Annotated in this window: 12 protein-coding genes and 1 pseudogene; 9 read left to right on the top strand and 4 right to left on the bottom strand. The window is 73.6% G+C overall.

Annotation, left to right across the window (positions count from 1 at the left end; translation table 11 throughout):
- A pseudogene (locus tag CG736_RS24495) lies at nucleotides 1-1,989 on the bottom strand (hypothetical protein); the annotation flags it as partial.
- Nucleotides 1,990-2,054: 65 nt separating this feature from the next.
- Entirely contained in the window at nucleotides 2,055-2,399 is a 345-nt protein-coding gene (locus tag CG736_RS24490) for a WXG100 family type VII secretion target (RefSeq protein WP_043914817.1), read from the bottom strand.
- A gap of 410 nt (nucleotides 2,400-2,809) precedes the next feature.
- On the opposite strand from CG736_RS24490, the gene CG736_RS24485 reads away from it, so the two are divergent.
- Nucleotides 2,810-3,574 carry a hypothetical protein gene (locus CG736_RS24485; RefSeq protein WP_100588344.1) on the top strand — a complete coding sequence of 255 codons (765 nt, stop codon included), beginning with the start codon at nucleotides 2,810-2,812 and terminating at the stop codon, nucleotides 3,572-3,574.
- A 58-nt stretch (nucleotides 3,575-3,632) separates the two neighbouring features.
- Here the strand turns inward: CG736_RS24485 and CG736_RS24480 are convergent, their stop codons facing one another.
- A complete protein-coding gene (locus tag CG736_RS24480; RefSeq protein WP_100588324.1) occupies nucleotides 3,633-4,796 on the bottom strand; it encodes an NADH-quinone oxidoreductase subunit D in 1,164 nt (387 codons plus the stop codon).
- A 14-nt stretch (nucleotides 4,797-4,810) separates the two neighbouring features.
- Nucleotides 4,811-5,815 (bottom strand): SAM-dependent methyltransferase, encoded by a 1,005-nt coding sequence (locus CG736_RS24475; RefSeq protein WP_100588323.1) that lies wholly within the window; start codon nucleotides 5,813-5,815, stop codon nucleotides 4,811-4,813.
- A gap of 105 nt (nucleotides 5,816-5,920) precedes the next feature.
- On the opposite strand from CG736_RS24475, the gene CG736_RS24470 reads away from it, so the two are divergent.
- The 8 genes from CG736_RS24470 to CG736_RS24435 all read left to right on the top strand — a co-directional run bounded on the left by CG736_RS24470 (nucleotide 5,921) and on the right by CG736_RS24435 (nucleotide 14,062).
- Entirely contained in the window at nucleotides 5,921-7,141 is a 1,221-nt protein-coding gene (locus tag CG736_RS24470; protein WP_100588322.1) for a sensor histidine kinase, read from the top strand.
- Nucleotides 7,142-7,155: 14 nt separating this feature from the next.
- Nucleotides 7,156-7,845, top strand: a complete 690-nt coding sequence (locus CG736_RS24465; RefSeq protein WP_100588321.1) for a response regulator transcription factor — start codon at nucleotides 7,156-7,158, stop codon at nucleotides 7,843-7,845.
- A 286-nt stretch (nucleotides 7,846-8,131) separates the two neighbouring features.
- Complete coding sequence (locus CG736_RS24460) at nucleotides 8,132-9,046, top strand: Rossmann-like and DUF2520 domain-containing protein (RefSeq protein WP_100588320.1); 915 nt, start codon at nucleotides 8,132-8,134, stop codon at nucleotides 9,044-9,046.
- A complete protein-coding gene (gene panC, locus CG736_RS24455) occupies nucleotides 9,046-9,951 on the top strand; it encodes a pantoate--beta-alanine ligase (RefSeq protein WP_100588319.1) in 906 nt (301 codons plus the stop codon). Before CG736_RS24460 ends, panC begins: the two co-directional genes overlap by 1 nt.
- Nucleotides 9,952-9,998: 47 nt before the next feature.
- Nucleotides 9,999-10,445, top strand: a complete 447-nt coding sequence (gene panD, locus CG736_RS24450; RefSeq protein ID WP_043914829.1) for an aspartate 1-decarboxylase — start codon at nucleotides 9,999-10,001, stop codon at nucleotides 10,443-10,445.
- Nucleotides 10,446-10,461: 16 nt separating this feature from the next.
- Nucleotides 10,462-12,075 (top strand): L-aspartate oxidase, encoded by a 1,614-nt coding sequence (locus CG736_RS24445; protein WP_100588318.1) that lies wholly within the window; start codon nucleotides 10,462-10,464, stop codon nucleotides 12,073-12,075.
- A 191-nt stretch (nucleotides 12,076-12,266) separates the two neighbouring features.
- On the top strand, nucleotides 12,267-13,244 hold the full coding sequence (gene nadC, locus CG736_RS24440) for a carboxylating nicotinate-nucleotide diphosphorylase (protein ID WP_100588317.1): 978 nt from the start codon (nucleotides 12,267-12,269) through the stop codon (nucleotides 13,242-13,244).
- Between the two features lie 23 nt (nucleotides 13,245-13,267).
- Nucleotides 13,268-14,062 (top strand): type III pantothenate kinase, encoded by a 795-nt coding sequence (locus CG736_RS24435; protein ID WP_035863765.1) that lies wholly within the window; start codon nucleotides 13,268-13,270, stop codon nucleotides 14,060-14,062.
- The last annotated feature ends 26 nt before the right edge of the window (nucleotides 14,063-14,088 follow it).

The following is a 14,088-nucleotide window of genomic DNA, read 5'->3' as shown; positions in this document are numbered from 1 at the left end:
GCCCGCACCGGCCACCGGGCCGGCGCCGACCGCACCGCCGCCGACCGGACCGCCGGCCGGCAGACCGCCGCCGGACGGGGCGCCGCCGCCGACCGGGCCGAGCTGGATCGAGGAGCCGCCGGACGAACCGCCGCCGAACACCGAACCGGAGTCGCCGCCGCGGTGGACGCCGCCACCGCCGCCGCCACCGCCGGACGACCAGATGTCGCCGCCGTCCACCACCGGCGGGAGGTGCGGCGCGGGCGGCGTCAGCACCGAGTCGACGTGCACCGACACCGGGCCGTGCGACGAGGAGGGCGAGGGCGCGTCGTTCGGGGCCCAGCCGCCACCGCCGCCGTACGAGCCGCCGCCACCGGACGGGGCGTGCGAATTGCCGTACACCGGAGCCGAGTTGTTCTGGTAGCCGGAGTTTCCGTAGTTGCCGGAGTTGCCGTGGTTCCCGGAGTTGCCGCGGTGGTTGCCGCCCGCCGGGGCGGACTGCGACTGGCCCTGGTCCTGGCCGCCCAGCGGGTCGAGGACGGGGTCGAGGATCTTGCCCGGGAGGCCGCCCAGCGGGCCGTTGGCGCCGGAGGCGTTGCCGGGGCCGTTCGGGCCGCCGTGGCCGTTGCCCGGCTGACCGTGGCCGTTGCCCTGGTCGCCGTGGCCGCGCCCGTGGTTGTTGTGCGAGCCGTCCCCGAACGGGCCGTTGTTCTGGTTGTCGGCGATCGGGACGGGCTTCCCGTCCGGGCCGAGCAGGTCGAGCGGGCGGCCGTCGGCGCCGAACTGGACGATCTGCCCGTTCGGGCCGACCGCCTGCAGGTCGGCGTTCACGGTGACGACCTGGCCGTTGCTGCCCATCAGCAGGTGGCCCTTCGGGTCGGCGACCAGGCCGGAGACCGGGGAGCCGTTGGAGGCCATCATCACCGGGTGGCCGTCGTCGCCGAGCTTGGGGTGGCCGTCCAGGCCGAGGGCCAGCGTGATGCCGGTGCCGACCAGCGCGCCGGTCAGGCCGACCAGCAGCGGCTTGCCGTCCTTGCTGAGCAGCGGCTTGCCGTCCTCGCCCATCGCCACGCCGCTGATCGGGGTGCCGTCCGGGCCGACCAGCTGCTGGGTGCCGTCCGCGCCCTGGGCGACCTTCAGACCGTCGACGCCCTTGACCCGCTGGCCGTCGTCGCCGACCAGCACCGGGTTGCCGTGCCGGTCGGTCTTGACCGTGCCGTCGGCCTTCAGCTCGGCGTGCACGCCGGCCACCCCGGCGACCTCCACCGAACGGGCCACGCCGGAGGTCGCCAGCACGCCGGTGACCTGCCCGGAGCGCGCGGCCATCGAGGTCTCGCGCCGCTCGCCGTGCAGGCCGCGGCCGTCGGTCTGGGCGATCCGCTCCAGGGCGACCAGGGCGGGCTCCTTGGCGAGCGCCTTCGCCGCCTCCGCCATGTCCCGCTCCAGCTGCTCCAGCAGCTGGCCGATCTTCCGCTTGGCGTCCGCGACCGCGGCCAGCTCCTCGGCCTCGGCCACGCCCTCCTTCACCACCGCGACCGCGCCCGAGACCAGTCCGGAGACCACGCCGCCGACCCCGGAGGTGATCTCCTTGCCGGCCTGCGCGATCTGCGCCTTCGCCTTCGCCTCGGCCGCGTCCGCCGCCCGGATCTTCTCGGTCAGCTCCTGCAGCACCGCGACGATCTCGGCCTTGCTGTGGTCGACCACACCGGCCGCCTTGTCCAGCGCGCCGGCCACCAGGCCGGCCGCCGCCGAGGCGTCGTCCAGCTGGCCGCGACCGCCGCCGCTGAACTGCTGCCAGTGCGCGCTGAACGCGTCCACCGCGGCACCGGAGTTCTCCCCCGACACCCGCTGCGCGGACGTGTTGCCGCGGCGTACCAGGGCCTCCGCCTCCGAGCCGAACTCGCGCCACAGGACGGCGGCTTGGCGCAGCCCGTCCTCGTCCGCCTGCGGCCACGCGTGGCCGGTCCGTGCCAGCGCGGGGGCGAGTTCCTCCGGCAGGTTCCTGGACACGTGCTCCCCCTTCGGGTGGTGCGGTTCGGCGTGCACAGCCGCCCGCCGCGTGCTCTGACTGCGGTTCAGGCCCGGCCGGTTGCGGCCGGGCGGTTCAGCGACGGCGCGTTGAAGTCCGCGCTGATCTCGCTGTCGGTGCGCTGCATGCTGTCCGCCATGCTGTGCAGGCCCTGACCGATCCGGCCGAGCCGCTCCGCCAGACCCTGAAGCCCGGCCAGCACGCCCTCCCGGGCCTCGCCGTACGCGACCCCGAACGGCTTGCCCGGAGCGTCACCGCCCCACGGCGCACCCAGCGCCGCCAGCCCGCTCTCCAGCTGCTTCGCCGCGCCGCCGAACTCCTTCGCGACGGTCTCGAACTCCCGTCCCTCGCCGTGGAGTTCCCACGACCGGATGACGACCTTGTCGCCCATGTGCACTCCCCCGTGCAAGGGCGCTCTCGCGCCCGACCTACCCCCGGCTGGGACATCCTAGGGCCGCACACGGCCGCCGCCGCCCGGGCTGCGGCCCTTTTCACAGCCGTTTCACCTACACCGCCCGCCAGGACCCCCGGAAAATCGCCCAATACCGACGAACCACGAGAAAAGCCTCACCATCCCAGGCCCCTGGCTCTCCTCCCGGGATCCCGCCGCCGCCTCCCCGGGGGCGCCTCCCGGCCCACCGGGGCCGGGGAGAAGGGACGATCCGGCGGTGTGCGCCCGGCAGAATCCGAAACGGAGGGCCCAGGCCATACCCTTGCCGGGTGGCACCAGCTGAGAACAAGAAGTCCAAGAAGTCCGGCAAGGCCCCCAAGCCCGCCAAGAACCCGGTCATCGACCTGGCGATGCCCACCGTCCGCGAAGTCGCCCTCGACTTCCCGCGCGCCTGGGTCGAGTTCACCGACCCCGCCGACGACGACCAGGTGTTCCGCTGCGACCTCACCTGGCTCACCTCCCGCTGGGGCTGCATCTTCGGCAAGGGCTGCCACGGCATCCAGCCCGGCCGCGGCGCGTCCGACGGCTGCTGCACCCTCGGCGCCCACTACTCCGACGAGGACGACGAGCAGCGCGTCACCGGGCACGCCGCCCGCCTCACCCCCGACATCTGGGAACACCACGCCGAGGGCACCGACGCCAAGGGCCGGATCCGCCGCGACGGCGGCATCACCATGTTCGACGAGGACGGCGACCGCCAGACCCGCCGCGTGAACGGCGCCTGCCTCTTCCTCAACAGCCCCGGCTTCCCCGGCGGCGCCGGCTGCGCCCTGCACGTCCTCGCCCTCCGCGAGGGCCTCGAACCCCTCCAGACCAAGCCCGACGTCTGCTGGCAGCTCCCGATCCGCCGCACCTACGACTGGATCGACCGCCCCGACGACACCCGCTACCTCCAGGTCTCCATCGGCGAGTACGACCGCCGCGGCTGGGGCCCCGGCGGCCACGACCTCCACTGGTGGTGCACCGGCTCCCCCGAGGCCCACAACGCCCCCGACCCGGTCTACGTCTCCTACCGCCCCGAACTCGTCGAACTCATGGGCCCCGACGCCTACGCGACCCTCGTCACGCTCTGCGAGGCCCACAACCCCAAGCTCGCCCCGCACCCGGCGGACTGACCACGAGGGTGCGCATTCCCCGGGCCCCTGACGTGTTCCTCCGCGCCTGCCAGGACCGCTACTTGTCGATGTCCCCGACCACGAAGAACATCGACCCCAGGATCGCCACCATGTCCGCCACCAGCGTCCCCGGCAGGAGTTCGGTCAGGGCCTGGATGTTGTTGAACGAGGCCGACCGCAGCTTCAGCCGCCAAGGCGTCTTCTCGCCGCGCGACACCAGGTAGTACCCGTTCAGCCCGAGCGGGTTCTCGGTCCAGGCGTAGGTCTCCCCTTCGGGGGCCTTGAGCACCTTGGGCAGCCGCAGGTTGATCGGTCCGGAGGGCATCTCCGCCAGCCGGTCGAGGCACGCGTCCGCGAGGTCGAGCGAGTTCACGGTCTGTTCGAGCAGGCACTCGAACCGTGCGAGGCAGTCGCCCTCCTCCCGGACGGGCACCCGCAGGACGTCCTGGAGCTCGCCGTACGCGAGGTACGGCTCGTCGCGGCGGAGGTCGAAGTCGACGCCGCTGGCGCGCGCGATCGGCCCGCTGACGCCGTACGCGTGGACGTGCTCGCGGGACAGGACGCCGATGCCCGCCGTCCGGCCGCGGAAGATCTCGTTGCCGAGCACCAGGTCCTCGAAGACCGGCAGTTGCGAGCGGACGACGCCGACGGCCGCCCGGACCCGGCCGAGCCAGCCGGCCGGCAGGTCCTCCTTCAGGCCGCCGACGCGGTTGAACATGTAGTGCATGCGGCCGCCGGAGGCTTCCTCCAGGACGTGCTGGAGTTCTTCGCGGCCGTTGAAGGAGTGGAAGATCGGGGTGATCCCACCCAGTTCCAGGGGGTAGGAGCCCAGGAACATCAGGTGGTTGAGCACCCGGTTCAGCTCGGCCAGCAGGGTCCGCAGCCAGACGGCGCGTTCGGGGACCTCCATGCCGAGCATCCGCTCGACGGCGAGCACCACGCCGAGTTCGTTGGCGAAGGCGGACAGCCAGTCGTGCCGGTTGGCCAGCATGATGATCTGCCGGTAGTCGCGGGCCTCGAAGAGTTTCTCCGCGCCGCGGTGCATGTAGCCGATGACGGGTTCGACGGAGTTGATCCGCTCACCGTCGAGGACGAGCTTCAGGCGCAGCACGCCGTGCGTGGACGGGTGCTGGGGACCGATGTTGAGCACCATGTCGGTGCTGTCGGGCCCGCCGGGCAGGTTCTGTGCGCCCGGGCCGATGCCGACCGTGGTCTCCGTCATGGCCGTCGACTCCTTCATGAGGGGAGAGTCTGCCATCCCGGCAGGCCCGTGAGGTCGTCCGGTACCGGCATGCGGACGGCCTGGACCAGCCAGTGGAACGCTCCGAGTCCGGCCGGGTCGGTGAGTTCGGCGGCCTCGCCGGCCCCGCCGAGGGCCCGCAGGTAGCCGGCCGGGTCGGTGGTGGCGAGCGCGAGCGGGGGGCGGGCGCCGCTGACGCCGAGGGCGTGCAGGGCGGTGCGCTGGGTGGTCAGCAGGGTGGGGTGGCCGGGTGCGGCGGCGGCGTCGAGGGCGACGTGCGCGGTCAGGTCGCAGCTGCCGTCGGGGACGGGCGCGGTCTGCCGACCGTCGCGGAAGCCGGTCAGGGTGCCGAACGGGGGGCGGGTGTCGCGGGTGTGCGCGTAGTCGACGGCCACCGCGAGGCCGCTGCCCAGGGCGCCGACGGCGTCGGCCCAGGCGGCGTCCCGGGGTCCGCCGAGTTCGATCCGCTCACCGTCGGCCCACCACCGCTCGGCCCATCCGGTGTCGTCCGGGTCGAGCGGCGCGCCGAGCCGTTCGCTGCCGTCGGGGGCGACCTCGACGTACCGCAGCCGCCCGTCCTCGTCGCGTTCGGCGAGGTCCAGCGGCACGTTGTCGAGCCACTCGTTGGCGAACAGCAGGCCGGTGACGCCGGACGGCAGGTCGGGGCCCCAGTCGATCCCGGCGGGCAGACCGGCGGGACGGTCGGCGAGTTCGACGGCGTGGAACGCGACCCGGGCGCGCAGTTCGGCGGGCAGTGCGTCACGGACGGCGACGGTGAGTTCGCCGCGGCCCGCGCCGACGTCCACGAAGGCGAGCCGGGGCGGCGAGCCGAGCGCGGCGTCGACGCCCGCCAGCAGGCGGGCCACCGCGCCGGCGAACCGGGCGGACGCGTGCACGGAGGTGCGGAAGTGCCCGGCCGGGCCCTCCGGCCTGCGGTAGAAGCCGCCGTCGGGCCGGTACAGCGCGTGTTCGATCGCGGGCCGCCACCGCATCCATGTCATAGCGGAGGACGTTACCGGGAGGGGGCGATCTCCACCTTGGGGAGTAGCCGTGGATCGCTCCTACGACGGACCTGAGCACGACGTCCGACTCCCTAGGCTGGACATGTGCATCGACTCAACGCCTGGCTCCGCCGACACCCCATGGTGGTGGACTCCGCCTGGGCACTGATCGTGCTGGTCTTCGGCGTGCTGGTGGCGGCCGAACAGGTCGACGTGAACGGGAACCGGGTCACCGGGCCGCAGCTGTGGGCGGGCCTGGCGATCGCGGCGGTCCTGCCCGGCCTGATGGTGGTCCGGCGGCGCTGGCCCGACGTCACCACCGCGGCCGCCGTCGTCCTCGGCCTCAGCCAGATCGCCGGCCGGATCGAACCCGGCCTGTCCTCCGTCGCCTACCTGGTGTTCGCGTACACCGGCGCGGCCTTCGGCCGGGCCTGGACGTCCAGACTGGCGCTGGCCGCCAGCCTGGCGGCGGGGCCGCTCACCGTGTGGCGGCTGGTCCCGTCCCCCGACAGTGCGAACGACACCCTCACCAAGCGGGTGGTGCTGTCCGCGCTGATGACCACTCCGTTCGTGCTGTGCTGGGCGTGGGGCCGGCTGACCCGGGTCCGCCGCGCCTACCTGGTCGAACTGGAGGACCGGGCCGCCCGGCTGGAGCGCGAACGGGACGCCCAGGCGCAGGTCGCGGTCGCCGCCGAACGCGCCCGGATCGCCCGCGAGCTGCACGACGTGGTCGCGCACAACGTGTCCGTGATGATCGTCCAGGCCGACGGCGCCGCGTACGTGATGGACACCTCCCCGCAGCAGACCAAGGAGGCGCTGGGCACCATCGCCTCCACCGGCCGCCAGGCGCTCGCCGAGATGCGCCGCCTGCTCGGGGTGCTGCGCACCGCCGACACCACCGGTGAGTACGTTCCGCAGCCCGGTGTCGAGGAACTCCCCGAACTCCTCGAACAGGTCCGCACCGCCGGCCTGCCGGTCGAGTTCACCGCCACCGGCGAGGTCCGCGAACTGCCCCGCGGCCTGGAGCTGACCGTCTACCGGATCGTCCAGGAAGCCCTCACCAACGTCCGCAAGCACGGCGGCCCCGGCGCCAGCGCCCAGGTCACCGTCGACTTCCGGGACGGCGACCTGGAGGTCCTGGTCGAGGACGACGGCCGCGGCAGCACCCGCGAACAGCTCACCGCCGGCGGCGCCGACGGCCTAGGCCACGGCCTGATCGGCATGCGTGAACGGGTCGGTATGGTCAGCGGCAGCCTGGACGTCGGGCCCCGGCCCGGCGGCGGCTTCCGGATCAGGGCCGTCCTGCCCCTCAAAGTGTCCAAGTGAAGGAGACCCGACCGATGCCGATCCGCGTGATGCTGGTCGACGACCAGGAACTGCTCCGCACCGGCTTCCGCATGGTGCTGCAGTCGCAGGGCGACATCGAGATCGCCGCCGAGGCGGGCGACGGCCAGCAGGCCCTGGAGGTGCTGCGCACCGCCGAGGTGGACGTGATCCTGATGGACGTCCGGATGCCCCGCCTCGACGGCGTCCAGGCCACCCGCCGGATCTGCCTCGACGACCGCGGCACTCCGATCGAGGGCGCGCCCCGGGTCCTCATCCTCACCACCTTCGACCTGGACGAGTACGCGTTCGCCGCGCTCAAGGCCGGCGCGTCCGGCTTCCTGCTCAAGGACGTGCCGCCGATCGAACTCGTCGCCGCGATCCGGGCCGTGCACGGGGGCGACGCGGTGGTCGCGCCGACCACCACCCGCCGCATGATCGACCGCTTCGCGGAAGTCCTCCCCACCCCCGCCTCGACGCCCGGCTCCGCCGTCCTCGGCCCGCTCACCGAACGCGAACGCGAGGTCTTCCTGCTGGTCGCCCAGGGCCTCTCCAACGGCGAGATCGCCGCCCGCCTCGTCCTCTCCGAGGCCACCGTCAAGACCCACGTCGGCCGCATCCTCGCCAAGCTCGGCCTCCGCGACCGCGTCCAGGCCGTCGTCCTCGCCTACGAGAACGGCCTCGTCCGCGCCGGCGAGACTCCCTGACACCCTGCGCCCACCCACCCCACCCGAGCACCCGCCGTCTGCCGCTCGCCGGCGGGTCACGGGTGGGCGGGTGGGCGGGAAGGAACGGCCCCGCCCGCGGCCAGATCGCAGGCACGGGCAAGCCACGGCCCTCATCGCGACCTCGCTGCCGGACGCCTTCCGCTTCGCGCAGCTCCCCCTCTCGCCGGCGGGTCACGGGCGGGCGGGTGGGCGCAGGAAGGGCGGCGACCGTTGCCCGTACCATTGACCGGTACGTCTGGTACCCGTCGAGGACTGGAACGGAAGAGTGCTGCACGACTTCGGAGACCCCTCCGACCCCGGTAACCGCCCGGCCCGGCTTGCTGTCGGGGTGGTCGGGGCCGGCCGGGTCGGTCCTGCGCTGGGTGCGGCGCTGCAGTTGGCCGGGCACCGGGTGGTTGCCGCGTCCGGCGTGTCCGCGGCTTCGCGGCGTCGCGCCGAGTCCCTGCTGCCGGGCGTCCGCCTGGTGACGCCGCCGCAGGTGATGGCGGCGGCCGATCTGGTGCTGCTGACCGTCCCGGACGACGTGCTGCCCGATCTGGTGAGCGGTCTGGCCGCGACCGGTGCCGTCCGTCCGGGCCAGCTACTCGTCCACACCTCGGGCGCCCACGGCGTGGCCGTGCTGGAGCCCGCCACCCGCAAGGGCGCGCTGCCGTTGGCGCTGCACCCGGCGATGACGTTCACCGGCACCTCGGTGGACGTGGCCCGGCTGGCCGGCTGCCCGTTCGGGGTGACGGCGCCCGAAGAGCTGCGTCCGGTCGCGGAGGCCCTGGTGGTGGAGATGGGCGGCGAGCCGTCCTGGATCCCCGAGGACGTCCGGCCGCTGTACCACACGGCTCTCGCGCACGGCGCGAATCACCTGGTCACGCTGGTCGCGCAGGCGATGGAGCTGTTGCGCACCGCAGGTGTCGCCGAGCCCGGCCAGATGCTCGGCCCGCTGCTCGGCGCGGCCCTGGACAACGCCCTGCGCTCCGGTGACCTGGCCCTCACCGGCCCGGTCGCCCGGGGCGACGTGGGGACGGTGCGCAAGCACCTCGACCGACTCGCCACCGTGACCCCGGACATCGGCCAGGCCTACCGGGCGATGGCGAAGGCGACCGCGCAACGTGCGGTCGCCAACGGATCGTTGAAGCCGGAACCGGCGGCGGCGCTGCTGGACGTACTGAACGAGGAGAAGCACTGATGGCACGCGACAGGCGCCCGGCGAAGGCCCCGAAGGCCCCGAAGGTCCGCAAGGCGGTGCTGACCCGCACCGTGGAGGAGTTCGAGGCGGCGTTCTGGCCGGACGAGCAGCCGGTGGACAACGCCGTGGTGATGACCATGGGCGCGCTGCACCAGGGCCACGCGGCGCTGGTCCGGGAGGCCCGCCGCCAGGTCGGCAAGGACGGCCGGGTGGCCGTCACGGTGTTCGTGAACCCGCTGCAGTTCGGCGCCGGCGAGGACCTGGACCGCTACCCGCGCTCCCTGGAGGCGGACGTCGCGCTCGCCGAGGAGATGGGCGCGGACGTGGTGTTCGCCCCGTCCGCGGACGAGGTGTACCCGAACGGCGAGCCGCTGGTGCGGCTCTCGGCGGGCCCGATGGGCGAGGGCTTCGAGGGCGCGTCCCGCCCCGGCCACTTCGACGGCATGCTGACCGTGGTCGCCAAGCTGCTGCACATCACCGACCCGGACTTCGCGGTCTTCGGCGAGAAGGACGCCCAGCAGCTGGCGATCGTCCGCCGGATGGTCGCGGACCTGGACTTCGACGTGGAGATCGTCGGCGTCCCGACCGTCCGCGAGGAGGACGGCCTGGCGCTGTCCTCCCGCAACCGCTTCCTCTCCGACGACGAGCGCACCCGGGCGCTCGCGCTGTCCCGCGCCCTGTTCGCCGGCCGTGACGCCGGCGCCAAGGGCGCCGAGGCCGTCCGCGAGGCGGCCGCCGCCGTGCTGGACGGCGCGGACGGCATCTCCCTCGACTACCTCGCCCTGATCGATCCGATGTCCTTCACCGAGGCGCCGGACGACTTCCAGGGCGAGGCGGTGCTCGCGCTCGCGGCCAAGGTCGGCTCGACCCGGCTGATCGACAACGTCGGCATCATCGTTCGGTAAGTAGATTCGGCAGTAGCCCCGGCATGCACTCAGAGAGGCGTGACCACATGCTCCGCACCATGCTCAAGTCCAAGATCCACCGTGCCACCGTCACCCAGGCCGACCTGCACTACGTGGGATCGGTGACGGTCGACGAGGACCTGCTCGACGCCGCGGACCTGCTCCCCGGCGAGCTGGTCCACATCGTCGACATCAACAACGGCGCCCGGCTGGAGACGTACACCATCGCCGGCCCGCGCGGCTCCGGCATCATCGGCATCAACGGCGCCGCCGCCCGTCTGGTCCACCCCGGCGACCTGGTGATCCTGATCGCCTACGGGCAGATGGACACCGCCGAGGCCAAGGGCTACCTGCCGAAGGTGGTGTTCGTGGACGAGCACAACCGGATCACCGGCCTGGGCGGCGACCCCGCGGACGCCCCCGAGGGCAGCGGACTGCTGCGCGGCGACGCCGCGTACGGTGGGGCCGACGGCGCGGCCGTCGCCGCGCACTGAAGGAGCAGCTGAAGCCATGTCGCACCGCCTGACCGCCCCCGCCCCCGGCTGGACCACGAGCACCGACGTCGTCGTGGTCGGCTCCGGCGTGGCCGGGCTCACCGTCGCGCTGAACGTCCGCAAGGCCGGCCTGCGGGCCATGGTGGTCACCAAGTCGATGCTCGACGACGGCTCCACCCGCTGGGCCCAGGGCGGCATCGCCGCCGCCCTGGGCGAGGGCGACACCCCCGAGCAGCACCTCCAGGACACCCTGGTCGCCGGGGCCGGGCTGTGCGACGAGGACGCGGTCCGGACGCTGGTCACCGAGGGGCCGGACGCGGTGCGCCGGCTCATCGAGGTGGGCGCCGAGTTCGACCTGGACGAGGACGGCGAGATCGTCCTCACCCGTGAGGGCGGCCACCACCGGCGGCGGATCGCGCACGCCGGCGGCGATGCCACCGGCGCCGAGATCGAACGCGCCCTGGTCGCCGCCGTCGAGGCCGACCCGGGCCTCGAACTCATCGAGCACGCCCTGGTCCTGGACCTGCTCACCGACGCCGGCGGCCACGCCTCCGGCGTCACCCTGCACGTGATGGGCGAGGGCCAGCGGGACGGCGTGGGCGCGATCCTGGCCCGCGCCGTGGTGCTGGCGTCCGGCGGCATGGGCCAGGTGTTCTCCGCCACCACCAACCCGGCGGTCTCCACCGGCGACGGCGTCGGGCTCGCCCTGCGGGCCGGCGCCGAGGTCACCGACCTGGAGTTCGTCCAGTTCCACCCCACCGTGCTGTTCCTCGGCGCGGACGCGCAGGGCCAGCAGCCGCTGGTCTCCGAGGCCGTCCGCGGCGAGGGCGCGCACCTGGTGGACGCCGACGGCGTGCGCTTCATGCTCGGCCAGCACGAGCTCGCCGAACTCGCCCCGCGCGACATCGTCGCCAAGGCCATCACCCGCCGGATGCTCGCCCAGGACACCGAGCACATGTACCTGGACGGTCGGCACTTCGGCGCCCGGATGTGGGAGCACCGCTTCCCGACCATCCTGGCCGCCTGCCGCACCCACGGCATCGACCCGGTCAACGAGCCGATACCGGTCGCCCCCGCCGCGCACTACGCCTCCGGCGGCATCCGCACCGACCTGCACGGCCGCACCACCGTCCCCGGCCTGTACGCCTGCGGCGAGGTCGCCTGCACCGGCGTGCACGGCGCCAACCGCCTCGCCTCCAACTCGCTGCTCGAAGGCCTGGTGTTCGCCGAACGGATCGCCGCCGACCTGGCCGGGCTCGCCGAGGCCGGCCGGCTCCCCGCCCGCACCGTCAACACGGACGCGGCGCACGCCGCCGCGCCCGTTCCGCTGCTGCCGGCGGAGAGCCGCGGCGCGATCCAGCACCTGATGTCCACCGGGGCGAGCGTGATCCGCTCGGCGGAGTCGCTGTCCGCCACCGCGAAGGGCCTGGCGGCCCTGGCCGACCCGGCCCACCCCGCCTCGCCCTCCGTCGAGACCTGGGAGGCCACCAACCTCCACCAGGTCGCCACCGCCCTCACCGCCGCCGCGGCGCTCCGCGAGGAGACCCGCGGCTGCCACTGGCGCGAGGACTTCCCCGACCGCGACGACGCCCACTGGCAGCACCACATCACCCACCCGCTCGGCGACTGACCGGCGTCCCGCGTGCTTCGCGCCCCGCAGGGGCGCGAAGCACAGGTCGACCGACCGAATACCTTTGACCCGACAGCCGGTTGCACCGCCCGAGGAGCCCGGCCCCGCCGACACCGGATCCGACTCCTCGCCCGCCCGACCTCGCGCAGTTCCCCGCGCCCCTGGTTTCACTCCCCTTTGGAGCCCCCTACATGTCCCACGACGAACTCCCCCTCCTCACCGCCGAGTCCGCCGAAGGCGGTTGCGGCGACGGCTGCGCGTGCGGTGACGGCGAGGTGTACGAGACCGGGCTGGACCCGGCGCTGGCCGAACTGCTGGAGGCCGCGGGCCTGGACCCGGTCGAGGTCGAGGACGTGGCGATGATGGCCCTGTCCGAGGACCTGGCCGGCGGCGAGGACGTCACCTCGGTGGCGACCGTCCCCGCCGAGGCCGTCGCGACCGCGGACTTCACGGCCCGCCAGGCGGGCGTCGTCGCGGGTCTGCGGGTCGCCGAGGCGGTCGTCTCGCTGGTCTGCGAGGACGAGTTCGAGGTCGAGCGGCACGTCGAGGACGGCGCCGCGGTCGAGGCCGGCCAGGTGCTGCTCTCGGTGCGCAGCCGCACCCGGGACCTGCTCACCGCCGAGCGTTCGGCGCTCAACCTGCTGTGCCACCTGTCCGGCATCGCCACCGCCACCCGCGCCTGGGCGGACGCCCTGGCGGGCACCGGGGCGGTCGTCCGGGACACCCGCAAGACCACGCCGGGCCTGCGCGCGCTGGAGAAGTTCGCGGTCCGTGCGGGCGGCGGCGCCAACCACCGGATGGCGCTCTCGGACGCGGCGCTGGTGAAGGACAACCACGTGGTGGCCGCCGGCGGCGTCGCCGAGGCGTTCACCGCCGTCCGGGCCGCGTTCCCGGAGCTGCCGATCGAGGTCGAGGTCGACACCATCGAGCAGATCACCCCGGTGCTGGAGGCCGGCGCGGACCTGATCCTGCTGGACAACTTCAGCACCGAGCAGCTGCGCGAGGCGGTCGCCCTGGTCGCGGGCCGGGCCAAGCTGGAGGCTTCCGGCGGTCTGACCCTGGCCACCGCGCGCGAGGTCGCGGAGACTGGTGTCGACTTCCTGGCCGTCGGCGCCCTGACGCACTCCTCGCCGATCCTGGACATCGGCCTGGACCTCCGCAGTTCCTGATCCTTCCAAGCAGAAAGCGCCCCATGCTCCTCACCATCGACGTCGGCAACACCCAGACCACGCTCGGCCTGTTCGACGGCGAGGAGATCGTCGAGCACTGGCGGATCTCCACCGACCCGCGCCGCACCGCCGACGAAATGGCGGTGCTGCTCCAGGGGTTGATGGGCGCCCACCCGATCGTCTCGGCGGACGACCGGGTGGCCGGCCTGGCGATCTGCTCCTCGGTGCCGGCGGTGCTGCACGAGCTGCGCGAGGTGACCCGCCGGTACTACGGGGACGTGCCGGCGGTGATCGTGGAGCCGGGCGTGAAGACCGGCGTGCACGTGCTGATGGACAACCCGAAGGAGGTCGGCGCGGACCGGATCGTCAACGCGCTGGCCGCGAACCACCTGTACGGCGGGCCGTGCATCGTGGTCGACTTCGGCACCGCCACCACCTTCGACGCGATCAACGCGCGCGGCGACTACGTGGGCGGTGCGATCGCCCCGGGCATCGAGATCTCGGTCGACGCCCTGGGCGGCCGCACCGCGATGCTCCGCAAGATCGAGCTGGCCCGCCCGCGCAACGTGATCGGCAAGAACACCGTCGAGGGCATGCAGTCGGGCATCCTGTACGGCTTCGCCGGGCAGGTCGACGGCCTGGTCAACCGGATGGCCAAGGAACTCGCCAAGGACCCGAACGACGTCCAGGTGATCGCCACCGGCGGCCTGGCCCCGCTGGTCCTCGGCGAGGCCGACTCGATCGACGTGCACGAGCCGTGGCTGACCCTGATCGGCCTGCGCCTGATCTTCGAGCGCAACCGGCCGGCCACCGCCTGACGGCGGCTGACGCCCGGTCGGCCGCC

The organism is Kitasatospora sp. CB02891, assembly GCF_002803145.1.
Taxonomy (GTDB): domain Bacteria; phylum Actinomycetota; class Actinomycetes; order Streptomycetales; family Streptomycetaceae; genus Kitasatospora; species Kitasatospora griseola.
Note: the sequence above shows the minus strand (reverse complement) of the source record. Positions and strands in the feature narration are given on the sequence as shown.